This is a genomic window from Isoptericola variabilis (assembly GCF_050311655.1).
GTDB lineage: Bacteria > Actinomycetota > Actinomycetes > Actinomycetales > Cellulomonadaceae > Isoptericola > Isoptericola variabilis.
On record NZ_JBNOZM010000011.1, the window covers coordinates 60,779 to 84,848 of the forward strand.

Annotated in this window: 22 protein-coding genes and 1 tRNA gene; 9 read left to right on the forward strand and 14 right to left on the reverse strand. The window is 74.1% G+C overall.

From position 1 onward, the window contains the following. Positions 1-49: 49 nt before the first annotated feature. Together ACQP60_RS20195 and ACQP60_RS20200 are read left to right on the forward strand one after the other, a co-directional pair. The gene (locus ACQP60_RS20195) at positions 50-787 is read left to right on the forward strand and encodes an ABC transporter ATP-binding protein (RefSeq protein ID WP_429736305.1); all 738 of its coding nucleotides are present in this window, start codon (positions 50-52) and stop codon (positions 785-787) included. After that, positions 784-2,187 (forward strand): FtsX-like permease family protein, encoded by a 1,404-nt coding sequence (locus tag ACQP60_RS20200; protein WP_429736307.1) that lies wholly within the window; start codon positions 784-786, stop codon positions 2,185-2,187. The genes ACQP60_RS20195 and ACQP60_RS20200 overlap by 4 nt, the downstream gene beginning before the upstream one ends. A gap of 3 nt (positions 2,188-2,190) precedes the next feature. Here ACQP60_RS20200 and ACQP60_RS20205 read toward each other — a convergent pair whose 3' ends face one another. Further along, positions 2,191-2,493, reverse strand: a complete 303-nt coding sequence (locus ACQP60_RS20205) for a DUF3467 domain-containing protein (protein WP_429736309.1) — start codon at positions 2,491-2,493, stop codon at positions 2,191-2,193. After that, positions 2,475-3,704 carry a benzoate/H(+) symporter BenE family transporter gene (locus tag ACQP60_RS20210; RefSeq protein WP_429736311.1) on the reverse strand — a complete coding sequence of 410 codons (1,230 nt, stop codon included), beginning with the start codon at positions 3,702-3,704 and terminating at the stop codon, positions 2,475-2,477. The genes ACQP60_RS20205 and ACQP60_RS20210 overlap by 19 nt, the downstream gene beginning before the upstream one ends. A gap of 59 nt (positions 3,705-3,763) precedes the next feature. Between ACQP60_RS20210 and ACQP60_RS20215 the strand changes: the two genes are divergently transcribed. Together ACQP60_RS20215 and ACQP60_RS20220 are read left to right on the forward strand one after the other, a co-directional pair. Beyond that, complete coding sequence (locus tag ACQP60_RS20215; RefSeq protein WP_429736313.1) at positions 3,764-4,351, forward strand: helix-turn-helix domain-containing protein; 588 nt, start codon at positions 3,764-3,766, stop codon at positions 4,349-4,351. Positions 4,352-4,511: 160 nt separating this feature from the next. Further along, positions 4,512-4,850, forward strand: a complete 339-nt coding sequence (locus tag ACQP60_RS20220; RefSeq protein ID WP_429736315.1) for a hypothetical protein — start codon at positions 4,512-4,514, stop codon at positions 4,848-4,850. A gap of 29 nt (positions 4,851-4,879) precedes the next feature. On the opposite strand, the gene ACQP60_RS20225 is transcribed toward ACQP60_RS20220, so the two are convergent. Then, the gene (locus tag ACQP60_RS20225) at positions 4,880-5,836 is read right to left on the reverse strand and encodes a helix-turn-helix transcriptional regulator (protein ID WP_429736317.1); all 957 of its coding nucleotides are present in this window, start codon (positions 5,834-5,836) and stop codon (positions 4,880-4,882) included. 92 nt (positions 5,837-5,928) lie between these two features. Here ACQP60_RS20225 and ACQP60_RS20230 point away from each other — a divergent pair, with 92 nt between their 5' ends. After that, positions 5,929-6,453 (forward strand): VOC family protein, encoded by a 525-nt coding sequence (locus tag ACQP60_RS20230; protein WP_429736319.1) that lies wholly within the window; start codon positions 5,929-5,931, stop codon positions 6,451-6,453. A gap of 56 nt (positions 6,454-6,509) precedes the next feature. Here the strand turns inward: ACQP60_RS20230 and ACQP60_RS20235 are convergent. Beyond that, positions 6,510-6,582: transfer RNA gene (locus ACQP60_RS20235), tRNA-Thr, on the reverse strand. A 137-nt stretch (positions 6,583-6,719) separates the two neighbouring features. Between ACQP60_RS20235 and ACQP60_RS20240 the strand changes: the two genes are divergently transcribed. Next, on the forward strand, positions 6,720-7,622 hold the full coding sequence (locus tag ACQP60_RS20240; RefSeq protein WP_429736321.1) for a PrsW family glutamic-type intramembrane protease: 903 nt from the start codon (positions 6,720-6,722) through the stop codon (positions 7,620-7,622). A gap of 9 nt (positions 7,623-7,631) precedes the next feature. Here the strand turns inward: ACQP60_RS20240 and ACQP60_RS20245 are convergent, their stop codons facing one another. The 5 genes from ACQP60_RS20245 to tmk form a co-directional block, all read right to left on the reverse strand. Continuing rightward, positions 7,632-9,251: an alpha/beta hydrolase gene (locus ACQP60_RS20245; protein WP_429736323.1), complete on the reverse strand. Its 1,620-nt coding sequence runs from the start codon at positions 9,249-9,251 to the stop codon at positions 7,632-7,634. A gap of 41 nt (positions 9,252-9,292) precedes the next feature. Beyond that, complete coding sequence (locus tag ACQP60_RS20250; protein ID WP_429736325.1) at positions 9,293-9,886, reverse strand: hypothetical protein; 594 nt, start codon at positions 9,884-9,886, stop codon at positions 9,293-9,295. Then, positions 9,883-11,568: an enoyl-CoA hydratase-related protein gene (locus tag ACQP60_RS20255; protein WP_429736327.1), complete on the reverse strand. Its 1,686-nt coding sequence runs from the start codon at positions 11,566-11,568 to the stop codon at positions 9,883-9,885. Before ACQP60_RS20255 ends, ACQP60_RS20250 begins: the two co-directional genes overlap by 4 nt. A gap of 108 nt (positions 11,569-11,676) precedes the next feature. Next, the gene (locus ACQP60_RS20260) at positions 11,677-12,858 is read right to left on the reverse strand and encodes a DNA polymerase III subunit delta' (protein ID WP_429736329.1); all 1,182 of its coding nucleotides are present in this window, start codon (positions 12,856-12,858) and stop codon (positions 11,677-11,679) included. Beyond that, on the reverse strand, positions 12,855-13,535 hold the full coding sequence (gene tmk / locus ACQP60_RS20265; protein WP_429736331.1) for a dTMP kinase: 681 nt from the start codon (positions 13,533-13,535) through the stop codon (positions 12,855-12,857). Before tmk ends, ACQP60_RS20260 begins: the two co-directional genes overlap by 4 nt. 114 nt (positions 13,536-13,649) lie before the next feature. Between tmk and ACQP60_RS20270 the strand changes: the two genes are divergently transcribed. After that, a complete protein-coding gene (locus ACQP60_RS20270; protein ID WP_429736333.1) occupies positions 13,650-14,066 on the forward strand; it encodes a pyridoxamine 5'-phosphate oxidase family protein in 417 nt (138 codons plus the stop codon). A 21-nt stretch (positions 14,067-14,087) separates the two neighbouring features. Here the strand turns inward: ACQP60_RS20270 and ACQP60_RS20275 are convergent, their stop codons facing one another. The 3 genes from ACQP60_RS20275 to ACQP60_RS20285 all read right to left on the reverse strand — a co-directional run bounded on the left by ACQP60_RS20275 (position 14,088) and on the right by ACQP60_RS20285 (position 17,890). After that, positions 14,088-15,149 (reverse strand): Gfo/Idh/MocA family protein, encoded by a 1,062-nt coding sequence (locus ACQP60_RS20275; protein WP_429736335.1) that lies wholly within the window; start codon positions 15,147-15,149, stop codon positions 14,088-14,090. A 49-nt stretch (positions 15,150-15,198) separates the two neighbouring features. Continuing rightward, entirely contained in the window at positions 15,199-17,325 is a 2,127-nt protein-coding gene (locus ACQP60_RS20280; RefSeq protein WP_429736337.1) for a hypothetical protein, read from the reverse strand. A gap of 106 nt (positions 17,326-17,431) precedes the next feature. After that, positions 17,432-17,890, reverse strand: coding sequence for a MarR family winged helix-turn-helix transcriptional regulator (locus ACQP60_RS20285; protein ID WP_429736339.1), 459 nt, complete (start codon positions 17,888-17,890; stop codon positions 17,432-17,434). A 73-nt stretch (positions 17,891-17,963) separates the two neighbouring features. On the opposite strand from ACQP60_RS20285, the gene ACQP60_RS20290 reads away from it, so the two are divergent. Then, positions 17,964-18,170 (forward strand): hypothetical protein, encoded by a 207-nt coding sequence (locus ACQP60_RS20290; protein ID WP_429736341.1) that lies wholly within the window; start codon positions 17,964-17,966, stop codon positions 18,168-18,170. Positions 18,171-18,254: 84 nt separating this feature from the next. Here the strand turns inward: ACQP60_RS20290 and topA are convergent, their stop codons facing one another. Continuing rightward, on the reverse strand, positions 18,255-21,008 hold the full coding sequence (gene topA / locus ACQP60_RS20295; protein ID WP_429736343.1) for a type I DNA topoisomerase: 2,754 nt from the start codon (positions 21,006-21,008) through the stop codon (positions 18,255-18,257). Between the two features lie 134 nt (positions 21,009-21,142). Further along, positions 21,143-22,126: a phosphatase PAP2 family protein gene (locus ACQP60_RS20300; protein ID WP_429736345.1), complete on the reverse strand. Its 984-nt coding sequence runs from the start codon at positions 22,124-22,126 to the stop codon at positions 21,143-21,145. A 437-nt stretch (positions 22,127-22,563) separates the two neighbouring features. On the opposite strand from ACQP60_RS20300, the gene ACQP60_RS20305 reads away from it, so the two are divergent. Beyond that, positions 22,564-24,000 carry an MFS transporter gene (locus ACQP60_RS20305; RefSeq protein WP_429736347.1) on the forward strand — a complete coding sequence of 479 codons (1,437 nt, stop codon included), beginning with the start codon at positions 22,564-22,566 and terminating at the stop codon, positions 23,998-24,000. The last annotated feature ends 70 nt before the right edge of the window (positions 24,001-24,070 follow it).

Below are 24,070 nucleotides of genomic sequence, written 5' to 3' on the forward strand. Positions count from 1 at the left end.
CGCTCGTGGTCCGACGCGGCGCCCCCGGGGCCGCGCGAGGGTAGGTGTCATGACACCTCTGCTGAGCGCGCGCGGACTGACGATGCAGTACCCCGGCGGGGTCACGCCCGCCCTGGACGGCGTGGACCTCGACATCGCCGCGGGCGAGTCCGTGGCGATCATGGGCGCGTCCGGCTCCGGCAAGACGACGCTGCTCCACTGCCTGGCCGGCATCCTGCGGCCGACCGGCGGGGCCGTGACGTTCGCGTCGGCCCAGGGGCCGGTCCGGGTCGAGTCGCTCGACGACGCCGCCCGGTCGCGGCTGCGGCGCGAGGAGCTCGGCTTCGTGTTCCAGCAGGGCCTGCTGCTCGACGAGCTCACCGCGCTGGAGAACGTGGCGGTGGCGCGGATGCTCGGCGGGGTGCCGCGCGGCCAGGCCGAGGCGGAGGCCGCGCAGTGGCTGCAGTACCTGGGCCTCGCCGGCCTCGAGCAGCGGCGGCTCGGCGAGCTGTCGGGCGGCCAGGCGCAGCGCGTCGCGATCGCGCGGGCCCAGGTCACCGGCGCCCGCCTGATCTTCGCGGACGAGCCCACCGGCGCCCTGGACTCCGCCACCTCCGTCGAGGTGCTGGACCTGCTGCTGTCGGCCACCACGCAGGGCCGCACGCTCGTCGTCGTCACGCACGACGCCGACGTCGCGCGCCGCTGCGCCCGCACCGTCGTCCTGCGCGACGGCCGCGTCGTCTCGGACACGGCGTCTCCGGCCGCCGCCTCCGGCACGGCCGCGCCCGCCGCCGAGGTGTCGCGATGACCGCCGCCCCCGCCCCGGCTCCGGCAGCCGTGCCGGGCGCCCGACCGGGGCCGCTCGCGACCGCCGTCGCCCTCGCCCCGCTGTTCCGGCGGCGGGGCGGCGGCGACCGGCTGGCCACCGGCCTGCCCGTGGCGAGCTTCGCCGTCGTCACCGCGCTGCTGCTCGTCGTGCTGGGCGGCGCCCAGGCCTTCTTCGGCTGGGACGACGAGCTGGCCTCGACCTACGAGTCGCTCGCCGTCATCGCCGTCGTGCTGCTGCTCGTGCCCCTCGCCACGGTGGGCGCGTCCGCCGCCCGCCTCGCCGCCCGACGGCGCGACGAGCGGCTCGCGTCGCTGCGCCTGCTCGGCGCGACGACGGGCACGATCACCGCGCTCACCGTGCTCGAGGCGGCCGTGACCGCGCTGGTCGGTGCGGTCCTCGGCGTCGTGCTCTACGCGGTGCTGGCTCCCCTCGTGGGGCTGCTGCACTTCCGCGGCGAGGCGCTCGGCGCGCAGATGTGGGTGCCGTGGTGGTGGCTGCCGCTCGCCGTGATCGGCGTCGCGCTGCTCGCCGCCGCGAGCGCCGTCGTCGGGCTGCGCGCCGTGGTCGTGACGCCGCTGGGCGTGCGGACCCGGCAGAAGGCAGGCACCGCGCACTGGGTGCGCGTCGTGATCGCGGTCGGCGTGCTCGTCGTCGGCCTCCTCCTCATGCAGGTGCTGGGCGTGCTCGGGGAGATGGGCGGGATCGTCGCGATCATCGCCACGCTGGCCGCGATCTTCGGGGGGATGCTGCTCGCCCTCGACGCCCTGGGCCCGTGGTTCGTGCGCGTGCGGGCGCGGCGCCAGGCGCGCAGGGCGCAGACCGTGCCGCGACTGCTGGCCGCGCGCATGGTGCTCGAGGACCCGAAGGCGGCCTGGCGGCAGGTGAGCGGCGTGGCGATGACCAGCTTCGTCGGCGTCTTCGGGGCCGTCGGCCTCGCGATGACCAGCATGACCTCGACCGACGGGATGGATGCGAGCGAGCGGTGGCTCATGCAGGACGTCTCGACCGGCGTCCTCGTCACCGTAGCGGTGTCGTTCCTCATGGTCGCGTGCTCGGTGGGCATCAACCAGGCGGCGTCGACCCTCGACCGCGCGGCGGTGCACGTCTCGCTCGACCGCCTCGGCGTGCCGCGGGACGTGATGAGCGAGGCCTCGCGGCGCGCCGTGATGTCGGCACTGTGGATGGTGGCGGGCGGCTCGGCGCTGTGCGCGGCGGTGCTGCTGTTCCCGCTGGTCGGGATGGCGGTCTTCGTCAACCCGGTCGCGATCGTCACCGCGCTGGCCGTGTTCGCGCTCGGGTTCCTCGCCGTCCGCGGCGCCGCGGCGCTCAGCGCCCGCCTCGTGCCGGGCATCCTCGCCCGGCCCGAGCGCGCGCTCTGAGGATCACTCCCCCGTCTTCTGCCCCGTCTCGCGCTCCCACGCGTCGAGCTGCTGGGTGAGCGCCCGCGCCAGCTCGAACACCTGCTGCGGCGGGATGCGCACCCGCGAGACGACCCTTCCCGGCACCACGCGGCCGGTGACCGCCCCCGAGTCCGGGTCGGTCACCGGCTGCGGCGGCTTCGTCGCCGCGACGAAGTCGATGACGAACGACGTCGACGTGTGCCACAGCGACGCGAAGTCCGCCGGGACCCCTCCCTCCAGCTCGGTGGGGACGTCGATCTTGAACTTCACCTCGTTGCTCGCCATGACCACCACTGTCGTCCTCCGGCGGCCGCGCCGCCAGCATCCCGCTCGCCGCGCGGCGACCACGGGGTGAGCAGCGCCCAGGCCACCAGGCCCACGACCAGCGCCCAGAAGGCCGACCCGACGCCGAGCACGACGACGGGGCTGGCCGCCGTGAGGAACGTAGCCGTCGCCGCGACCCGGTAGGACTCGTCGCGGAGGGCCGCGGCGAGCGCGGCGCCGAGGGTGGTGAGCAGCGCGAGGCCCGCGACCGCCTCGAACACCCCCGCCGGCGCCGCGGCGACGAGCGCCGTGACCAGCGGCGACAGGCCAGCGAGCACCAGATAGGCCCATCCGGCGCTCTGCGTCGCGACCCAACGACGTCGCGGGTCGGGGTGTGCCTCGGCCGACGCCGGGAGCGCCGCGGTGATCGCGGCGAGGTTGACGGCGTGGCCGCCGGCGAACGCCCCCACCACCGTGCCGGCCCCGGTGACCAGCAGCGTCTCCCGCCAGGGAACCGCGTAGCCGAACGAGGCCAGGACGCTGACCCCCGGCACGTTCTGCGACGCCATCGTCACGACGTACAGCGGGAGGGCGAGCCCCACGACCGCGGGCAGCGTCAGCTCGGGCGCCGTCAGCACGAGGGCGGGCGGCCGCAGGCCCAGCGTCCCGCCCCCGGTGACGACGACCACCAGGACCAGGACGACGGCGAGCCCGAAGGCGGCCGGCGTGGCCCACCGCGGCGCGAGCCGTGCGAGGAGGAGCCACAGCGCGATCACCGGGCCGACGAGCAGCGGGGCCGTCGTGACCGCGACGAGCGGCTGCAGGCACAGCGAGAGCAGCACCCCGGCGAGCATGGCCTGGGCCACGGGCACGGGGATGGCGGCCACGAGCCGGCCGAGCGCGGGCCATGCTGCGGTGAGCCCGATCAGGGCGCCGCACACGACGAACGCCCCGACGGCGGCCGGCCACCCGCCGGCGACCGCGCCCGCGCTCGCGAGCACGGCCGCGCCGGGCGTGGACCACGCCAGCGTCAGGGGCGCGCGATGGCGGCGACTCAGCCAGATCATCCCGATCCCCTGGACGACGCACAGCACGAGGAGGCCGGACGCCGCCTCCTGCGCCGTGGCTCCGACTGCCGTCAGGCCCGCGACCACCACGGCGAACGAGCTGGTGAAGCCGACCAGGGCGGCGACGATCCCGACGCCGACGGGCTGCGCGAGGGAACGTTCCACGAACGGAACGGTAGGCCCGCACCGCAACGTTCCGCAAACAGAACACTAGGCTGGGCGGCATGCGATCCACCGAGCTCTCGGCGCTCATCGGCGAGCGCCTCACCTCCGCGCGCGCCGTCCGATCCCTCTCCCTGGGGGCTCTCGCCCGGGCCGCAGGGATCGGCAAGGGCTCGCTGTCGGAGATCGAGGCCGGCTCCCGCAACCCGAACCTCTCCACCCTCTACGCCCTCGCCGGCGCCCTCGACGTCCCGATGTCGTGGCTGCTCGCCGAGCAGGCGGGGGCCGAGGTGTCCGCCCCCGGCATCCACACCCGGCTGCTGGCGGCCACGCAGGAGGACGACGTCACGGTGGAGGTCTTCGCGCTCCGCCTCGACCCCGGCCCGATGCACCGCTCGGAGGCGCACGGCGCCCACGTGACCGAGCACCTGCTGGTCACCCGCGGCCGGGCCGAGGTCGGCCCTCTCGACGCCGCCGTCGAGCTCGGCGTCGGCGAGGCCCTGCGGTGGACGGCAGGCTCCCGGCACGGGTACCGCGCCCTGGGCGGGGCGCCGGCCGAGGCGGTGCTCACGATGTGGTGGCGGCACACCGGACAGCACGAGTCGTCCGGATTCCCTCCGACCGTGTCGCAGGAGCACCGGCGCGGGTGAACCCGCGGGACCCGTGCAGCCGGACGGACGCGGTGTTCCCGGCCTCGATGTCGGCGAGCACGACGTGGTGCCCCGGCGCGCGGTATCAGACCGCCGCCACGCACGTCGTTCCAAGCAGGGGCCGGTACGCCCGGCCCGACGCACCACGAGGAGACGATCGATGTCCGCGATCGACGCATCCGTCACCACCCCGACGACGGCTGCCCCGACCTCCGCCGCGACGGTCCCGACGCCCGCCCCCGCCGCGACGGAGCCGCCGGTGGTCGTCGGCCCGACCGGCCACGCCACGGTGTCGCCGCGCCTGCGCACGTACGCGTACGTGGTGGCCCTCGTGGTCGGCGCGCTCGCCACCGCCGCGTCCACCATCACCGCCGCGGTGGCCCCCGGGTCCGCCCAGACCGTCACCGCCGTGGGCGGCGCCGTCGCCGGCCTGTTCGCCACCATCTCCGGCGGCCTGGGCACCGCCTACCGGCCGACGTCGTCGCGCGGCCAGGTCTGAGGTCACGGCGCGAGCGTGCCGGCCGTGCCTCAAGTGCCCGGTGGCCGCGTCCGCTCGTGGACGGCGTCGAGGTGCGCGCGCAGCTCGGGCGGCCCGTGCACGACGAAGCCGCACCCGGCCGCCAGCAGCCGCAGCGCGAGCCACTCGACCGTGTCGGGGGTGCTGCGCCATCGCGTGCCGTCGCCGTCGGGCACGAGCGTGCCGTCGCCGAGATGATCGCCCAGGCGTTCCCGGGCGACGTCGAGGGGCAGGCGCAGGGTCACGTCGGCCCGCCACGTCGGCGCCATCGCGGCCTCCGCCTGCTCCAGGTGCGCGGGGACGTCGGCGGGCTGCAGCTCGTGGCGCGACCGCGCCCCGGTGGCGCGGGGGTCACTGACCCGGTCGGCGCGGAACGTCCGCCAGTCGTCCCGGTCGACGTCGAACGCCACCAGGTACCAGCGTCGCCGGACGGCGACGAGCTGCTGCGGCTCGACGTGCCGCGGCCCGCGCCGGCCGTCGCGGGACTCGTAGGTCAGGCGGACCCGCTCGCGGTTCGCCGCGGCCCCGGCCAGCACGGTGAGGACGTCGGGGTCCACGGGTCCTCCGGCCGGGCGCTCCCAGGTCATGGCGCTCGCGCCGAGCGTCCGCACCCGGTGCCGGAGCCGGGACGGCAGCGACCGGCTCAGCTTGGCCAGCGCGCGGACCCCGGCGTCCTCGAGGCCCGGGAGGCCCTGCGCGGCGACCGTGCGCAGCCCGAGCGCGACGGCGACGGCTTCGTCGTCCTCCAGGAGCAGGGGCGGCATCGAGGTGCCCGACACCAGGTGGTACCCGCCGTGGGCGCCGAGCGCGGCCTCGACGGGGTAGCCCAGCTCGCGCAGCCGGTCGACGTCGCGGCGGACGGTGCGCGGGGTGACCTCGAGACGCTGCGCCAGCTCGCGGCCCGACCACGAGCGGGCGGTCTGGAGCAGCGACAGCAGGGCGAGGACGCGCGAGGTGGGTCCGGTCATGGCGACATCCTCTCCTCGATCGCGGACAGGAACGGTCCTCTTTCGTCCCTACCGTGAGCGTGTCAGCACACGCACCGCGACGGGAGACCACCATGACCGCACGTCAGAGCACCGCCCCGGAGGGCTACACGAGCGTCGCCCCGTGGGTCGTCACCGACGACACCGGCGCCTTCCTCGACTTCGTCACGGAGGTGTTCGACGGCGAGGAGATCGGCCGGGTCGCCACCGAGGACGGCTCGATCGGCCACGGCGAGACCCGCGTGGGCGACACCGTCGTGCTCGCGTTCGACCGCCGGCCCGAGTGGCCCGCCATGCCCAGCCTGCTGCGCGTCTTCGTGCCCGACGCCGACGCGACGTTCGCGAAGGCCCTCGCGACGGGCGCGCACGTCGTCACCGACCTCTCCGACAGCGCCTTCGGTCAGCGCGGCGGCCGCATCAAGGACCCGTTCGGCAACGTCTGGTGGGTCGTGAGCCACGTCGAGGACGTGCCCGACGACGTCGTCTGGCAGCGCCTGCAGCAGCCGGAGTACGCCGAGCAGATGCGCGTCGCGCAGGAGACCCTCGACGCCGAGCTCAGCGGCCGGGCGCAGGGCCGCAGCAGCGCGCCCGTGCGCTGACCGCCGCGGGAACGACGAAGGCCCGGAACCGCGAGGTTCCGGGCCTTCGTGAGGTGAGCCGCCTATCAGAATCGAACTGATGACCTATTCATTACGAGTGAATCGCTCTACCGACTGAGCTAAGGCGGCGTGCCGTGCACCGGCGTGGAACCGGATCAACGAGCGCGCCTACAGTACCTGACGCGCGGGCCCTGCTCCAAAACGCGGACGCCGGGAGGCCCGGCTTCCGCGCGACAGGCCACGCTGACCTCCGCATACTCGTGCTCATGCACCCCTCCACGTCGCAGAGCACGGTCATCACCACGGGCCGAGGGTGGTGGTGGAAGACGCTCGTCCTCGGCATCCTGCTGTGGGCCGTCACCGCCGCCGTGACGTTCAGCACGCAGAACTCGAACCTCATCCCGACGGTGATCCTGCTGGGCAGCTTCCTCGTCCCGTTCAGCGTGGTGCTGTTCGTCGTGGAGAAGGCGCACGGCTCGATCGACATCATGCTGCTGCTGGGCGCGTTCTTCTTCGGCGGCATCTTCGGCGTGCTGGGCGCGTCGATCCTCGAGTCGCACCTGTCGCCGTCGCTGTGGATCTACGTGGGCGTGGGCGCGATCGAGGAGGCCGTGAAGATCGCGGTGTTCCTCGTGGTGGGGGCGCGGGTGGCCGAGAAGACGGGGCTCAAGGGCGCCCTGCTCGGCGCGACGGTCGGCGCCGGGTTCGCGGCCTTCGAGTCGGCGGGGTACGCGTTCAACGCGAGCCTCACCCGCCTGGGGCAGATCGACCTCAACGCCCTGCTGCAGACGGAGGCGGTGCGCGGCCTGCTGACGCCCGTCGGGCACGTGCTGTGGACGGCGATCCTGGGCGCGGCGATCTTCGGCGCGGCGTCGGCGGCAGGCAGGTACCGCTTCACAGGCGGCGTCCTGCTCGCCTACCTCACGGTGGTCGCGCTGCACGCCCTGTGGGACTCGATGGGCTTCATCTCCGCCTACCTCGCCCTCAAGGTCACGGGCGGGGTGCACTACGAGCTCGCCTACGGCCAGCTGCTGCCGGTCGCGGCGGACAACGCCTCCACCTGGTCCACCGTGTTCTACGTCGTCGGGCTCGTCGTCATCTCCGTGCTGGGCGTGCTCGCGCTGCGGCACTGGGTGCGCGCGAGGCGCCCCGCCGAGGTCGCGGCCTGACCCCGACCCTCAGCAGGTGGTGCCGTCGGCCGGCACGTCGCCGTCCACGAGGTAGGACTCGACGGCGTCCGCCACGCACGTCCGGGACGGCTGGTAGGCCGTGTGCCCCTCGCCCTCGTAGGTGAGCAGCACGCCGGAGTCCAGCGTGTCCGCCAGCCCCTCGGCCCACACGTACGGGGTGGCCGGGTCGTTGGTGGTGCCGACGACGAGGATCGGCGGCGCGCCCTTCGCGTTCAGGTCGAACTCCTGCTCCACCTGGGGGTACTCCGCACCGGCGCACGTCAGCCCGCCGTAGCCGAAGAACGAGCCCATCGTGGGCGCGTCCTCCTCGATGGCGGCGGCGTCGGCCCGCATCTGCTCGACGTCGGTCGTGGCGCGGTCGTCGAGGCAGCTCACGGCGCGCATCGCCTCCTCGGAGTTCGAGGAGTAGCTGCCGTCGGCGTTCCTGTCGAAGTACTGGTCGGACAGGTAGAGCAGCACGTCGCCCGTGCCCTGGTTGATCGCCTCGTCCAGGCCCTGCGTGAGGGCGGGCCAGCTGCCCTGGTTGTAGAGCGTGACCGCGATGCCGTAGAACGCGAGGCTCTGCGTGACCGTGCGGTCGGAGGTCGAGGTGGGGTAGGGCCGCTCGTAGGCGTGGTCCAGCACCTGCCGGATCTGCCGCATCCCGTCGTCCACCGACCCGCTCAGCGGGCAGCCCGCGCCCGCCTGGCAGTCCTTCACGTAGGCGCGCAGCGCGTTCTCGAAGCCGACGGCCTGCCCGTGGGAGATCTCCTCCGAGCTGAGCGAGGTGTCGATGGCGCCGTCGAGCACCAGGCGGCCGGCACGGTCCGGGAACAGCCCCGCATAGGTGGCGCCGAGCTGGGTGCCGTACGAGAAGCCGAGGTAGTGCAGGGCGTCGTCGCCCAGCACCGCGCGCAGCATGTCCATGTCGCGGGCCGCGCTCTGCGTGTCCACGTGGCCGAGCACCTCGCCCGAGTTCTCGGCGCACGCCGCGTTCCACGCCTCGTACTCGTCCGCCATCGCCTGGAGGCCCGCGTCGGTGCTGCGGTCGAAGTCCTTGGCGAGCGACTCGCCCTTGCGGGCGTCGTCGAAGCAGGTCACCGGCGTCGAGCGCTGCACGCCCCGCGGGTCGAATCCGACGATGTCGAACGCGTCCTGCAGCCTCTTGCCGAAGACCGACCCGTCGCCCTGGGCGTCGCTGCGCACGAAGTCCACGCCGGACGCGCCCGGCCCGCCGGGGTTCACCAGCAGCGAGCCCTCCGGGACCTTGCCGTCGGCCGGGTTGCGCACCAGCGACAGCTCGATGCTGCCCGCCTCCGCGTCCTGCCAGGACAGCGGCGCCGACGCCGTCGCGCACTGGAGGCCGTCCTCGCAGTCCTCCCACTCGAGCGCCTGCCCGTAGTACTGCTCGAAGCCCTCCGGGGCCTGCGACGCGGCCGGCCCGGACGCCGAGCCCACCGGCGACTGCTCCTTGGCCGGCGCCGTGCACCCGGCGAGCAGCACGGCCCCGGCGGCGACGACGGCGACGACGGCGCCGCGCAGGCCCGGCCGGCGCACGCTCGAACGGCGGAGACTCGGGCTGCTGGAGGTCGTGCGGCGGGCGGTCGGGCGGCGCTCGTCGGAAATCACCCGCCCAACCTACCGTCGTCGCGGGTCCCTCCCCGACGCGGTCAGCCCGCGGCCGGCACCCAGGCGACCGGACCCGCCTCGCCGTCCGTCGCGCGCGGCGCCACCTCGACCTCGCCGAGGTCGCCGAGCCGCACCGTCACGGGGGTCCCGGCGTCGGCGTCGGCCGGGACGGCGACGGCGCTCGTCGTCGGCGCGTAGTCCATGGTGCACGCGCGGCCGGGGTCCGGTTCCACCATGCCGACGTCGAGGGTCTCGCCCGTGTCGTCCCAGTCCGCCCGCGCCTCGGCCAGCAGGGGGCACGAGCTCGACCCGTACGTCACGACCAGCAGCACGCCGGCGTCCGGCGACCACGCGGCCCCGGCGGGGCTGTCGAACGTCCCCTCCGCGCCGGCGGGCAGGCCGCGCACGTGCTCCCCCGGCGCCGGGGCCGCGGCGTCGCCGGTGGGTGCGGGGCTCGTCGACGGGCTGTCGGACGGGCTCGACGACGGCGACGGCGGCGCCGACGAGGAGGTCCCCGACGACGCCCCGCCGCCGGGCGCACCGCCGGACGCGCAGGCCGTCACGAGCACGGCGAGGGCGGCCGCGGCGCCCGCGAGCAGCGGGCCGCGGAGGGCACGGAACGCGCGGTCGGTCACCCGGCGACCGTCTCGCGGACGTCCGCGAAACGCAACCGCTCCGGCGTCTCCAGCGGGGCCGCCTTGCGCAGGAAGTCGCGCCGCTTGGCGGCGAAGCCGCGCCGGTCGTCGAAGAGGTCGCGCGCCATCTCCGCGAGCTCGATCGTGCGGTAGTACGACAGCGGACGGCGCGGCGCGCGCACCTCGGCGGCGGCGACGGCCTCCGCCCGGCCCTCGGGCGTCGTGAGCGCGGCAGCACGGTCGGCCAGCCACCCGGCGAACCGCTCCGGGTCGCGCGGGCCGACGGCGTCCACGAGGCCCACGCGCGCCGCCTCCGCGACCGACACCGGCAGCTTGGCGCTGAGCAGCCGGTCGGCGTCGACCTCGCCCAGCCGGGACGCGACCGTCCACGTGTGCAGCTCGGAGCCGAAGATGCCCATGTCGTAGTAGGGGTTGAGGACCACGCCGTCGCGCGCGACGACGACGTCCGCGCACAGCCCGGCCATGACGCCGCCCGCCCCCGCGTTCGCCGTGAAGGCGGCGACGGTGAGCTGGTCGGCCGCGGCGATCGCCTCGCACAGGTCGTCGATGGCGCGGATGTTGTCCCACGCCTCCGCGGCCGGGTCGGCTGCGGCCTCGATCGCGCCCAGGTGGATGCCGTTGGAGAACGCGTGCTCCGTGCCGCGCACCACGAGCACCCGCGTGTCCTCCGTCAGGGCCTTCTCGACCGCGGTCGTGAGGCGGCGGCACTGCTGGGTGTGCATGGCCCCGCTGTACGACCGGATCGTCAGGTAGCCGACGTCCCCGTCGCGCTCGTAGACGGACTCCGCCAGCGCGGCGGGCGCGGGGCGGAACGGCACCCCGGCGACGTCGAGCACCCACGCCGCGGGCAGCTTGACGCCGCGCTTCTCGGCCAGCGTGGCGGCGTACCCGACCCACAGGGTGCCGTCGCCGGTGGCGATCGCCACGGCGTCCTCGTCGCGGCCCACGAGGGTGCCGGGCTCGGCGTCGGCGTTCACGGGCTCGGGGACGGCGACCGCGTCGAAGAGGCAGAACCGCGCACCCTGCAGGGTCACGGGGGCGCCCGGCGCGCCGTCGGCGGCGGCGATCGTGCGCGCCAGCTCGGCGGCGGGGCGGGTCAGGTCGAGCTCGAACGCGACCCGGCGCAGCAGCGGCAGCTCGCCGGTGCCCGGCACCTCCCGCTCGAGGCGGTCGGCGGGCGTCGGCTCCTCGCCCGCCGCGACCTTGCGCAGCACCTCCTCGACGCACGCCAGCGCGGCGTCGGCCACGAGCCCGTTGTACAGGGCGCTCTTGGCGATCGGGGTCTCGGGCAGCGCGAACGTCGACGTCGCCCACACGGGGCCCGCGTCCATCTCCTCCACGGTGGACAGGGCGGTCACGCCCCAGCGGTCGCGGCCGTCGAGGATGGCGTGGTCCAGGGAGGAGGGACCGCGGTCCCCCACCGGGCCGGGGTGCACGACGACGGTGGTCCAGCGCCGCCAGACGTCCTCGGGCACCCGGTGCTTGAGGAACGGCGCGAGGATCAGGTCCGGGCCGATCTCCTCGACGCGCGCCGTGAGCTCCTCCGGCGAGCCGAACGCCGGCGCCAGCTCGACGCCCACGTCGTGGCCCCGGTCCGCCAGGTACCCCCACACGCGCTGTGTGAGCCCGTTGAACGCCGAGACGAGCAGCAGGATCCTCATGCCAACCCCCAGTCTGGTCGAGGGGCCACCATGGCCCCCGCCGCGGAACACCTCACCGCATGAAGGGGTGATGAGGCAACTGTCACCGCTGATACACGCGCGGGGCGGTCACCCCTGCGGGCGGAGCGCCACGGCCATCGCCTCGAGCGCCAGGAGCGGCGCCACGTTGCCCTCGAGCCGCTCGCGCGCGACGCCGATCGCGTCCATCCGGCGGATCGTCTGCTCGGGGGTCGAGTCGGCGGCGAGCGCGCGCACCGCGCCGTCGTGCTCGGCGTTCACGAGGTCGACCGTGGCGCCCAGCTGCACCACGAGCACGTCCCGGTACAGCGACAGCAGGTCCACCATCGACCGGTCCAGCACGTCGCGCTGGCGGCGCGTGGCGCGCCGCTTCTGGTCGTCCTCGAGCTGCTTGAGCTGCGAGCGCAGCCGGGGCGGCAGGGTGTCGCCCTCCTGCACGCCGAGGGCGCGCATCAGCTCCGCCTTCTCGACCGCGTCGCGCTCGGCCGTGGCCGCCAGGGCCTCGGCCTTCGCGACGTCCACCAGCTCCCCCGCCGCGAGGACGGCGTCGCCGACGCCGCGGATGCGCCGCGCGATCTCGAGCACGGCGTCGCGCCGCTCGCGCGCGTCGGCGTCCCGCGCGAGCCGGCGGGCGAGCCCGACGTGCGACTGCGCGGCGCGTGCCGCCGTGAGCGCGAGCGCCGGGTCGATGCCGTCGCGGCGCACCAGCAGGTCCGCGACGTCCTGGGCCGGCGGCACGCGCAGCACGACGCCCCGGCAGCGGGACCGGATGGTGGGCAGCACGTCCTGCGCGCTCGGCGCGCACAGCACCCAGACGGTGTGCGGCGGGGGCTCCTCGATGGCCTTGAGCAGCACGTTGGTGGTGCGCTCCGCCATCCGGTCCGCGTCCTCCACGACGATCACGCGGTAGCGGCCCGACGACGGCGTGCGCGCCGCGGTCATGATGAGGTCGCGCACCTCGTCGATGGTGATGACGACCTTGTCCGTGGCGACGACGGTGAGGTCGGGGTGCGTGCCCGCCAGCGTCGTCGTGCACGCCTGACACTCACCACACCCACCGCCGCTTCTCGAACCTCGTGGTACAGGCGGCGTGCCGTCCTGCGGACCGTCGCACTGCAGCGCCGCCGCGAACGCCCGCGCCGCGACCGACCGGCCCGAGCCGGGCGGGCCGGTGAGCAGCCACGCGTGCGTCATCGCGGCCGGGTCGGTGGCCGCGCGGCGCAGGGTCGCGACGGCGTCCGGCTGTCCGACGACGTCGTCCCACACGCTCACTCGAGGCCCTCCCCGGACGTGTCCCGCACCGCCGCGGCTTCCTCGACCACGGGGGTGAGGTCGAGGCGGGCGGCGACGTCGACGCGCACCTGCGCCTGCACGTCGTCCAGGCTCACGGAGGCGTCCACGACGACCCAGCGCTCGGGGTCGGCCGCGGCCCGGCGCAGGAACGTCTCGCGCGTGCGGCGGTGGAACTCGTCGCCCGCCCGCTCCAGCCGGTCCGGCTCGCCCGACAGCCGGGCGGCCCCGACCAGCGGGTCGAGGTCCAGCAGCACCGTGACGTCGGGCAGCAGGTCGGCCGTGGCCCAGAGGGACAGCGCCTCGATCTCCTCCTCGGACAGCTCCCTGCCCCCGGCCTGGTACGCCACGGAGGAGTCGAGGTAGCGGTCGGTCACGACGACGGCCCCGCGCTCGAGCGCCGGCCGCACCACCGTCGCGACGTGGTGGGCGCGGTCCGCCGCGTACAGGAGCGCCTCGGTGCGCGGGTCCAGGTCCTCGCCGTGCAGCACCTCCCGGCGCAGCGTGACGCCCAGCTCGGTGCCCCCAGGCTCCCGCGTCACGACCACCTCACGCCCGGTGACCTCGTGCAGCCAGTCGCCCAGCAGGCGCACGTGCGTGGACTTGCCGGCGCCGTCGCCGCCCTCGAACGAGACGAAGTACCCGGGTGCGCTGCTCACTCCGGACACCCTATCCGTGACCACTCACACACCCGTCCGCAGGGGCGGGCTCGGCTGCTCGGAGAGACGATGGAGGCACGAAGACCCGCGACCGACACCCCTGCAGGAGGTTCGATGTCCACCCCGTCTCTCCCGTCCCAGACCGTGCTCACCGAGGAGGAGAGCTGGGAGCTGCTCGCAGGTCAGAAGCTCGGCCGGCTCGCCACGTCGGTGGCCGGCGAGCCGGAGATCTTCCCCGTCAGCTTCGCGGTCTCGGGCCAGCGCATCTTCCTGCGCACCAAGCCCGGCACCAAGCTCGCCGAGGTGACGATCAGCCCCCGGGTCGCGTTCGAGGCCGATGAGCTCGGCGACGACGCGGCGTGGAGCGTCGTGGTCAAGGGCCGCGCGCAGGTCCTGGAGCGCGACGCCGACCTGGACGAGGCCCGCGCGACGGGGCTCGTCACCTACGTCGATGACGGCAAGACCGTGTGGATCCGCATCACGCCCAGCGACGTCTCCGGGCGTCGGCTCGTGCCCGGCGAGGTGCGCTGACCGGTCCCGCCGGGCCCGGCGTCACTCCCCCGGGTAGACGACGCCCACCTGACGACGGACGTCGTCCATCGTGCGCATGACCTCGAGCGTGCCGTCCCACGACATGCGCGGGCTCTCGACGTCCCCCGCCGCGATCCGGCGCGCCGTCTCGGCGGCCTGGTACTGCTTGCCCTCGCCGCGGAAGCCGTCGTACGTCCAGGTCGCGCCGTCGTGCCGCTCGACCGTGAACGACGTCGGCGCGTAGAACGTGCGCGCCACCTCGATGCGCCCCTCGGTGCCCGAGATCACGGCCGTGTTGGCGGTGCGCGCCCACAGCGTGGTGGACAGCGTGGCCTGCGTGCCGCCCGGGTAGCCGAGCACCATGCCGATCTGGCCGTCCACGCCCGTGTCGGTGAGCGCCCCGACGGCGGTGACGGTCTCGGGCGCGCCGAGCAGGTCGTGGGCGAAGGAGACGGGGTAGACGCCGAGGTCCAGCAGCGCGCCGCCGGCCAGCGTCGGCGCGTAGAGGCGGTGGGCCGGGTCGAAGGGGAACTGCTGGCCGTGGTCCGCGATGACGCCGACCACGCGACCGATCTCGCCGCGCGCGATCACGCCGCGCAGGGCCGCGACGTGCGGCAGGAACCGCGTCCACATCGCCTCCATGACGAAGACGCCGGCCTCGCGCGCGGCGTCGAGCACCTCGCGCGCCTGCGCCGCGTCCTGGGTGAAGGCCTTCTCGACGAGCACGTGCTTGCCCGCCCGGATCGCCAGCAGCGCGTGCTCGTGGTGGTGGCTGTGCGGCGTCGCGACGTACACGACGTCCACGTCGGGGTCCGTCACCAGGGCGTCGTAGTCGCCGTGCGCCCGCGCCCCCGGGGCGTGGGCCGCCGCGAACGCCTCCGCCTTCGCGAGGTCGCGCGAGCCGACGGCGACGACGGACGCCGCGGTGTGCTCGCGGACGCCGTCGGAGAACGACCCGGCGATGTTGCCGGCGCCGAGCACGCCCCAGCGCACGGCCGGCGCGGTCCGGGGGTCCGGCACCGTCCCGGCGAGGTCGTCGGTGGTGAGGCCGGGCGCGAACGAGGCGGGTGTGACGTCGGTCATGGCCGACACCGTACCCGCCTCGTCCGCGCCGCTGCGCGGGTGCCCGCGCCTACTTCGTCTTGCGCACCGACAGGTCGTACCCGGCGTCGAGGAACGTCAGGTCGCCGGTCGGCAGGTTGGACACCAGCGTCGCGAAGTCGCGCTGGTTGCCGTTGGCGCACTTCGTCACGAAGCCGGTCTGGGAGATCTCGTCACCCGTGAGCCGGTAGACGAAGTTGCCCGCCCCGTCCGTGATCTCGAACGAGTCCGTCACGCCCGGGGTGAGGTCGCACGACGCGACCACCTGCACGGTCCAGTTGTTGTCCTGGACGCCGGTGGTCTCGACCCACTGCCCGGCCTCCGACGAGACCGCCGCGGCGCCGCCGTCGACGACGACGTCGTCCACGAACCAGCCGGTGTCGAGGTACGCCGCGTCGGTGGAGTAGCGGAACCGGACGTCGGTGGCACCCGCCGGCAGCTGGGCCGTGAGGTGCACGTACTGCGGCTCGTCCACGAAGTACGCGCCGCCGGACGTGCCCGTCAGGCCGTTGCCCTCCGTGTTGTTGCCGTGCGGGTCGTCGTCCGACGTGACCGTGGTGCCCGCGTCGTCGACGAGCGGCACGGTGACCCACTCGCCGCCCACCTGCGCCTCGACGAAGCCGTAGTCCCAGCCCTCCTCGATGAAGTGCCAGGTCCAGAAGTCGAGGCTCGACACGGCGCCGTCGGTGTCGACGTCGAGCACGTTGTCCGACTGGCTCTCGTACCCGCCGTACCAGTGGGTGTCGCCGGTGTGCGGCGCCACCTCGGAGGTGTCCTCGCCGTCCAGCCCCACGGTGACGCGCGGCCCCGGGTTGCGGAACCTCTCCACCTGGATGCCGTAGGGCAGGGCGACGGGCGACTGGCCGTTCGCGCGCCGGTCCCACTTGGCGTCCGGCTGGGCGCCCTGGTTGGCGCCGCGGCCCTCCCAGTACTGGTCGTCCGCGATGTCGATCGTCCAGTCCGTGAAGGCCGGGTCCCCGAAGTCGACGGCCTTGATGTCGAACAGGTCGCTGTCCTCGTCGTCGAGGTACACGGCCACGGCCCAGTCCTGGTAGAGCGTCGCCACGTCCGGCAGGTCGGCTCCGGTGGCCGCGTTGAACTCGTCGAGGGCCGCCTGCACGCCGTCCATGCCGTCGGCCTGGTTCGCGAAGATCTGCTGGATCAGCAGGTCCCCGCCGGCGCCGTCGTACGTGAGGTCGGGCGTGTAGGTGCCGTCACCGTTGCCGCCCGCGCGCTCCCACAGGTACTGGAAGAACGTGTACGCGGCGCCGTAGTTCTCCAGCCCGCCGGCCCAGCGGGTCAGCGACGTCTCGGCGTAGAACACCTGGTGGTAGGTGAGGTGCGAGCCGCCGACGTCGTACCCGTTGAGGAAGACGGCGAAGTCGGCGAGGCCCTCGTCCACCCAGGACAGCTCGCCCGGGTCGGAGTAGTTGTGCAGCAGGTGCTCCAGCTCGTGCGCCACGACGCCCTCGTACAGCTCGGGCTGGTCGTTGTCGGGGTCGTCGTCGTTCCACGGCGCGTCGGCGCCGCCGAGCCGGTTCTGCCAGTCGAAGGCGTCGATCACGATGGCGTTCATGCCCACCGAGTCGATGAAGTCGGGCGCGAAGTACCCGGCCGTGTACGAGGTCTGCTCGCAGTCGTAGTAGAGCTCGTCCTGGACGTTGTAGACGACCATGACCAGGGAGTCCGTCGCGGGCTGGGCCGGGTCGGCCGCGTCCATCTCGCCGTAGTGCTCCTCGTCCACGGCGACGATCTGGTTCGACAGCTCGTCGCCGAGGAAGTCGATCTGCGCCTGGGTGAGGGTGAAGTCCTCGGCGGTGAGCTCACCGCACGGCTCGAACTCGTCGTCCGGCGCGTGGTCGAACGACGGGTCGAGGCTGTCCACCCCGGTCGGGGCGCTGCCGTCGAGCGGCGTGCCCGCGGGCACGTAGACGTACACGGGCGTGCCGTCCGGCGTCGCGCCCGAGTACGCGCGGTCGAAGTCCTGGTCGTACGTGCCGCCGGCGGCGCTGTCGTTGATCGGGAGGGTGATGGTCTCGTCGCCCGGAAGGTTGTCCGGGTCGGCGGCCGCGCCGGCGGGTACGGCGGCAGCGGCGGTCAGGAGCAGCGCACCCGCGCCGCTCAGGAGGATGGTGGCTCTGCGTCGTGCACGGAGCATGGGCGATTTCCCCTCTGGGCAGGTTCCGCACGTCCTTGTGCGGGTCATCGCTCATGAAACCACCGCCGGCACCTGCGCGGGGCATGGTTGCCCGAGGCCTGGGCGGTCAGGCAGGCGCGCCGAGGGACGCCGCCACCACCCGGTTCGCGACGTCGCGCACCTGCTCCAGCTCCGTCAGGCTCAGACCGCTCGCGGCGACCACCTTCGCGGGCACCTCCTGAGCCCGGTCCCGCAGCGCGCGCCCGGCCGGCGTGAGGTGGAGCTCGACGACGCGCGCGTCACCGGCGCCCCGGCGCCGCTCCAGCAGCCCCTGCCGCTCGAGCCGCTTGAGCAGCGGCGAGAGCGTGCCCGGGTCGAGCAGGAGCCGGGCGCTGAGCCCGGTGACCGTCGTCGTCGCGCCGGCACGGTCGTCCTGCCACAGCCCGAGCATCACGAGGTACTGCGGGTGGGTGAGCCCGAGCGGCTCGAGGATCGGGCGGTAGATCGACACCATCGCGCGGGCGGCCGCCGACAGCGAGAAGCACACCTGCGCCTCGAGGCGCAGCGGGTCGGCGGGCAGGTCCATGCGCCCACCCTACGAGGCGGCATATAGTTGGCGCACCAATGGTTGGCCCACCAAGTTTTGTTGAGGGAGTCTCATGGCACGCCGCGAGGACGACGACCGGACCTGGGGCATGAAGGTCACCGAGAGCCTGCTGCGGTTCTTCGGGCCCGCGTCCATCCGGCGCACGCCGCCGATCCCGCCCAGCGCCGAGGACCTGGCCCGGGACGCCGCGCTCCGCAGCTCGCTGCAGCGCGTCACGCGCCCCGACGGCCACGTGTACCTCGTCGAGCGCAAGGACTGACCGCCCCGAGCCGTGTGAGCACGATTTCGGGGACTATCCGACCGCGGATAGTCCCCGAAATCGTGCTCACAGCACCGCCCGGCGCTACTTCTTGGCGGTGGACTTCTTCGCCGCCGGCTTCTTCGCGGCGGGCTTGCGCGTCGTCGTGCGCTTCTTGGCCGGACCGGCGGCGCGCTTCTCCGCCAGCAGCTCGATCGCCCGCTCGGGAGTGATGCTCTCGGGCGTGAGGTCGCGCGGCAGCGTCCGGTTGGTCTCGCCGTCGGTGACGTACGCGCCGAACCGGCCGTCCTTGACGACGATCGGCTTGCCGCTGGTCGGGTCGTCGCCCAGCTCCCGCAGCGGCGGGGTGGCCGCGCGGGCGCCGCGCCCGCGCTTGGGCTCGGCGTAGATCTTCAGCGCCTCGTCCAGCGTGATCGTGAAGAGCTGCTCCTCCGACGCGATGGTCCGCGAGTCCGTGCCCTTCTTGAGGTACGGGCCGTAGCGGCCGTTCTGCGCGGTGATCTCGTCGCCCGACTCCGGGTCGGTGCCGACCACGCGCGGCAGGGACAGGATCTTCAGGGCGTCGTCGAGCGTCACCGTCTCGAGCGACATCGACTTCAGCAGCGACCCGGTGCGCGGCTTGGGCTGCGCGGCCTTCGCCTTCTTCTGCGCCGCCGCCGACAGGCTCGGGTCGATCTCCGGCAGGTCGAGCACCTCGGTCACGTACGGGCCGTAGCGGCCGTTCTTCGCGACGATCTCGTTCCCGGACACCGGGTCGGTGCCGAGCACCTTGCCGTCCTCGGCGCCCGCGGCCAGCAGCTCGCGCGCCTTCGCCACGGTGAGCTCGTCGGGGGCGACGTCGTCGGGGATGGACGCGCGCGGCGGGTTCTGCCCCTCCGCGACCTCGGCGCCCAGGTCCTCGACGTACGGGCCGTAGCGCCCGACGCGCACCCGGATGCCCTCGCCGATCTCGACCGAGTTGATCGCCACGGGATCGATCTCGCCGAGGTTCTCCACCAGCTCGTGCAGGCCCCAGCCCGTGCTGTCGCCCGAGCCGTCGCCGAAGTAGAACCGCGTCAGCCAAGCCACGCGGTCGCGGCTGCCCGACGCGATCTGGTCGAGGTCGGCCTCCATCTCGGCCGTGAAGTCGTAGTCCACCAGCCAGCGGAAGTGCTCCTCGAGCAGCTTCACGACGGCGAACGCGAGCCACGTGGGCACCAGCGCCTGGCCCTTGGTGCGGACGTAGCCGCGGTCCTGCACCGTCGAGATGGTCGCCGCGTACGTGGAGGGGCGACCGATGCCGAGCTCCTCCAGCGCCTTGACCAGCGACGCCTCCGTGTAGCGGGCGGGCGGCGTGGTCGAGTGCCCCTCCGCGGCGAGGTCGTCGCCGCGCAGCGGGTCGCCCTCGGCCATGCGCGGCAGGCGCGCGTCCTTGCCCGACGCCGCGGCGCCGTCGGCGTCGCCGACGTCCGTGCCCTCCTCGTACGCGGCGAGGAAGCCGCGGAAGGTGATGACGGTGCCGGACGCCGAGAACACGACGTCGCGCCCGGCGAGCTCGCCCGCGGCGCCGGACAGCGTGGCCGCGAGCCGCACGGACGCCGTCGACCCCTTGGCGTCCGCCATCTGCGAGGCCACGGTGCGCTTCCAGATCAGCTCGTACAGCTTGAACTGGTCGCCGGAGATCTCGCGCGCCACCTGGGCGGGGGTGCGGAACGAGTCGCCCGCGGGGCGGATCGCCTCGTGCGCCTCCTGCGCCCCCTTGTTCTTGGACGCGTACAGGCGCGGGGCACCCGGCACGTACTCGGGGCCGTACAGCTCGGCCGCCTGCCGCCGGGCGGCGTCGGTCGCCTCCGCGGACAGCGACGGCGAGTCCGTCCGCATGTAGGTGATGTAGCCGTTCTCGTAGAGCGCCTGCGCGGTGCGCATCGCCTGGCGCGCGCTCATGCGGAGCTTGCGACCGGCCTCCTGCTGCATCGTCGAGGTGGTGAACGGCGCGGCCGGCTTGCGGGAGTACGGCTTGGTCTCGAGCGAGCGCACCGAGAACGCCGCGTCGGCGAGCCCCGCGACGACGGCGGTCGCCGCCGCCTCGTCGAGCTGCACGACGCCGGTCCGCACCTTGAGGCGGCCGCGGTCGTCGAAGTCCCGACCCGCGGCGACGCGGTCCGCACCGAGGCCCGTGAGCCGGGCGCGGAACGCCTGTCCCTCGTCGTCCCCGGTCGTGGGGGCGAACTGCCCGGTGACGTCCCAGTAGTCGGCGGGGACGAACGCCATGCGCTCGCGCTCCCGCTCCACGACGAGCCGCGTCGCGACGGACTGCACGCGCCCCGCCGACAGGCCCTGGCGCACCTTGCGCCACAGCACCGGCGACACCTCGTAGCCGTACAGGCGGTCGAGGATGCGGCGGGTCTCCTGCGCGTCGACGAGGTCCTCGTCGAGCTCGCGCGTGTTCTCCAGCGCCCGCAGGATCGCCTCGCGGGTGATCTCGTGGAACACCATCCGCTTGACCGGCACCTTGGGCTTGAGCTCCTGGATGAGGTGCCAGGCGATGGCCTCGCCCTCGCGGTCCTCATCGGTGGCGAGGTAGAGCTCGTCGGCCTCCTTGAGAGCCCGCTTCAGCTCGCGGACCTTCTGCTTCTTGTCCGCGTGCACCTCGTAGTAGGGGTCGAAGCCGTTGTCGACGTCGACGGCGAACTTGCCGTACGGGCCCTTCTTCATGTCCGTCGGCAGGTCGCGCGGCTGCGGCAGGTCGCGGATGTGCCCGACGCTCGCCTCGACCTCGAAGTCGTCACCGAGGTAGCCCTGGATCTTGCGGGCCTTGGTGGGCGACTCGACGATCACGAGCTTGCGTGGCTGGGGCATCCGTTCCTGCTTTCCCTGGTGCTGCGGCGGTGCGGGCGGCGTGCTGGTGCGGTGGAGATGGTGGCCGGCCGACCGGTCATGTCACGGTACGACATCTGCTCGTCACTTCCCCGACACGGCCGCCGGGCGGCACTCTACCGAGACGTGAGGCGGGGCTGCGCGGTGAGCTGACGCAGCACGAGGAGGGTGGCGAACGCCGCCGCGGTCACGGCGAGCACGCCGACGGCGCCCGCCGCGTACGCGGTGAGGTCCGGCGCGAGCGGCACCGGGTCGCCGTTCGTGACCAGGCCCACGAGGGTGCCGCCCGAGACCAGGACGCCGGCCGACGACGCGAGCAGCAGGAGGCCCGCGACGACGTACGACCCGGGCGCCGCGTACGACCCGCCCGGCCGCCGCAGCTCGTCCGTCGACGACGCGGGCGTGAGGGCGCAGACGGCCGCGCCCCACGCCAGGACGACGAGCAGGGCGGCGACGACGTCCGACGGGCGGTGCCACTGGCCCACGAGCGTCGAGACGCCTGTGGCCGCCGTGTACGTGGCGCCGAGGATCGCGACCACCGGCCGCCAGGCTCGCGGCGTCACGAGCAGCAGCGCGACCGACACCGACGCCGCGACGGTGGTGTGCCCGCTGGGCAGCGTGTTGGGCCCGGTCCAGCCGGGCAGCAGCTCGGGGCGGTCGAGGATGCCGTGCTTGAGGACCTGGGTGGTGACGTTCGCCCCGCCCACGAGCACCGCGACCTGCAGCGCCAGCACCCACCGCCGCCGCACCAGGGCGACGAGTATCGCCACCGCGACGCCCGCGACGACGAACGCCACGGACACGACGTCGAGCACCGGCTCGGCCACCCGCCAGAGGCGGCCCTGGCCGTACGTGGCGCCGCCGAACGCGAGCTCGTCGACCCGCTGGCCCGCCGTCGTCCCGACGAAGAACCGATAGGTGAGCCACACCCCGAGCACGGCGAGCACGGCCACGGCACCGGCGACGACGCGCGGAGCGGTCCGCGCCTCACGGACGGTGCGGGCGCCACGCCACGCGCCGACCGGCAGGATCGGCGCGCCGACGCCCGCCGTCCCCTGCGAGGGGGTCGGCGGCGTCTGAGGGCGCGTCTCCGTGAGCACGGGGCCACGCTACCTACTCCGGTGTGTCGGAAACGTATGCGCGGAGTGGGGGCCTCTTTCGCGTCACGGGGCGTGGCGCCGCAGGGTGATCGTGTTGGAGAAGACCGACCGGACGTTGGGGTCCTTGGGGAGGTACTGCAGCTTGAGGGAGGACTTGCTCCCTGAGCCCTGCAGCATCACCCGGGTACGCGGATCGTCCGCCGCCCGTCGTCGACCTTCCACGACCAGGCGATCCAGCAGCCGACCCACCTGGTGTGGGTGCTGTAGGGCTCGCGCGACCAGAGACAGAGCTTGCCCCGCTCGGGAAGGCCGGCGGTCTTCACCAACCCCTTGCATACCCCCCAGGGGTAGGCTACGTTCTCCGCCATACCCCGGTGGGGTATCTTGCCCAGCCCCTCAGGCCCGGCCGTCACGGCCCGAGCCGGAAACGGAACCTCATGTCCACCACCGCACGCGGCGGGGCTCTCGCGCTCATCGCCGCCGCGCAGTTCATGGTCATCATGGACACCTCGATCATCGGGGTGGCCCTCCCCCGCATCCAGGACGACCTCGGCTTCTCCCAGGGCAACCTCTCCTGGGTCTTCAACGCGTACGTCGTCGCGTTCGGCGGTCTGCTGCTGCTCGGCGGGCGGCTGTCCGACCTGTTCGGCGCGCGGCGGCTCTTCACCCTCGGCTGGGTGGTGCTGCTCGGCGGATCCGTCCTCGCGGGCGCCGCCGGGTCGGTGCCCGCCGAGCTCGCCGGCCGGGCCGTCCAGGGCGTCGGCGCGGCGATGATCGCGCCCGCCGCCCTCACCCTCCTCATGACCGTCTTCGGGTCCAGCCCGCGCGAGCTCACGAAGGCGCTCGCCGTGTACGGCGCCGCGGCGCCCGCGGGTGGCACCGCCGGAGTCTTCCTCGGCGGGCTCGTCACGCAGTACCTCAGCTGGCCCTGGGTGTTCTGGCTGAACGTGCCGGTCGCCGCCGTCGTCCTGGCGCTGACCCCGCGCCTCCTGCCCGCCGCCCGCACGGGCGCGTCCGGCTCCGTCGACCTGGTCGGCGCGCTCACCGTCACCGCCGGGATCGGCGCCCTCGTCTACGGCGTCGTCCGCGCCCCCGAGGTCGGCTGGGCCGCCCCGCAGACCTGGCTGGTGCTGGCCGGGGCCGCGGTGCTCCTGGTCCTGTTCGTCGTGAGCCAGGCGGTGCGGCGCCAGCCCCTGGTGCCGCTGCGTATCTTCCGCACGCCCCGGCTCGGCGCCGCGAACCTCGCCCAGCTGCTGCTCGGCGCCGCGTGGATCCCGATGTGGTTCTTCCTCAACCTCTACCTGCAGCAGGTGCTCGGGTTCGACGCGTTCGCCTCGGGCGCGGCGCTCGTGCCCATGACGGCGTTGATCATGCTCGGCATGGTGGTGCTCGCGCCGCGCGTCATCGCCCGGTTCGGCACCAGGGCCACCACCGTGACCGGCCTCGTGCTGCTGGCCGCCGGGCTGGGCTGGCTGGCACTGTTGCGGCCCGACGGCAGCTACGTCGTCGACGTCCTGCCCGCGACGCTCGTCGCCGCGCTGGGCATGTCCCTGGCCTTCATCCCGTCGCTCGGCACCGCCATCTCCAGCGCGGCGCCGGCCGAGGGCGGGCTGGCCTCCGGCATCGTCAACACCAGCTACCAGGTGGGCTCGGCCCTCGGCCTGGCCGCGATGACGGCCGTCGGCGCCGCGGCGGGCGCGACCGCCCTCGGCGACGTCGTCGCCCTCACCGACGGGTTCTCCGCCGTCTTCGTCGGCGCGGCCGCGATCGCGCTCGTGGGTGCCGTGCTCTCCGCCCTCCTGCTCGGCCGGGACCCGCAGGCGCCCGCGGCCGACGCCGCCACGGCCGCGCCGGTCGGGGCGGATGCCCGCTAGCACCCGGTCCGCACGACCTTCCAGCAAGCGATCTGCCGCGTCATGGAGCTCCATGACGCGGCAGATCGCT

What these genes read in the sequence shown, in the direction of transcription:
- ACQP60_RS20195 (WP_429736305.1), top strand. Translation starts at nt 50, where the DNA reads ATGACACCTCTGCTGAGCGCGCGCGGACTGACGATGCAGTACCCCGGC.
- ACQP60_RS20200 (WP_429736307.1), top strand. Translation starts at nt 784, where the DNA reads ATGACCGCCGCCCCCGCCCCGGCTCCGGCAGCCGTGCCGGGCGCCCGA.
- ACQP60_RS20205 (WP_429736309.1), bottom strand. Translation starts at nt 2,493, where the DNA reads ATGGCGAGCAACGAGGTGAAGTTCAAGATCGACGTCCCCACCGAGCTG.
- ACQP60_RS20215 (WP_429736313.1), top strand. Translation starts at nt 3,764, where the DNA reads ATGCGATCCACCGAGCTCTCGGCGCTCATCGGCGAGCGCCTCACCTCC.
- ACQP60_RS20220 (WP_429736315.1), top strand. Translation starts at nt 4,512, where the DNA reads ATGTCCGCGATCGACGCATCCGTCACCACCCCGACGACGGCTGCCCCG.
- ACQP60_RS20225 (WP_429736317.1), bottom strand. Translation starts at nt 5,836, where the DNA reads ATGACCGGACCCACCTCGCGCGTCCTCGCCCTGCTGTCGCTGCTCCAG.
- ACQP60_RS20230 (WP_429736319.1), top strand. Translation starts at nt 5,929, where the DNA reads ATGACCGCACGTCAGAGCACCGCCCCGGAGGGCTACACGAGCGTCGCC.
- ACQP60_RS20240 (WP_429736321.1), top strand. Translation starts at nt 6,720, where the DNA reads ATGCACCCCTCCACGTCGCAGAGCACGGTCATCACCACGGGCCGAGGG.
- ACQP60_RS20255 (WP_429736327.1), bottom strand. Translation starts at nt 11,568, where the DNA reads ATGAGGATCCTGCTGCTCGTCTCGGCGTTCAACGGGCTCACACAGCGC.
- ACQP60_RS20270 (WP_429736333.1), top strand. Translation starts at nt 13,650, where the DNA reads ATGTCCACCCCGTCTCTCCCGTCCCAGACCGTGCTCACCGAGGAGGAG.
- ACQP60_RS20275 (WP_429736335.1), bottom strand. Translation starts at nt 15,149, where the DNA reads ATGACCGACGTCACACCCGCCTCGTTCGCGCCCGGCCTCACCACCGAC.
- ACQP60_RS20280 (WP_429736337.1), bottom strand. Translation starts at nt 17,325, where the DNA reads ATGCTCCGTGCACGACGCAGAGCCACCATCCTCCTGAGCGGCGCGGGT.
- ACQP60_RS20285 (WP_429736339.1), bottom strand. Translation starts at nt 17,890, where the DNA reads ATGGACCTGCCCGCCGACCCGCTGCGCCTCGAGGCGCAGGTGTGCTTC.
- ACQP60_RS20290 (WP_429736341.1), top strand. Translation starts at nt 17,964, where the DNA reads ATGGCACGCCGCGAGGACGACGACCGGACCTGGGGCATGAAGGTCACC.
- topA (WP_429736343.1), bottom strand. Translation starts at nt 21,008, where the DNA reads ATGCCCCAGCCACGCAAGCTCGTGATCGTCGAGTCGCCCACCAAGGCC.
- ACQP60_RS20305 (WP_429736347.1), top strand. Translation starts at nt 22,564, where the DNA reads ATGTCCACCACCGCACGCGGCGGGGCTCTCGCGCTCATCGCCGCCGCG.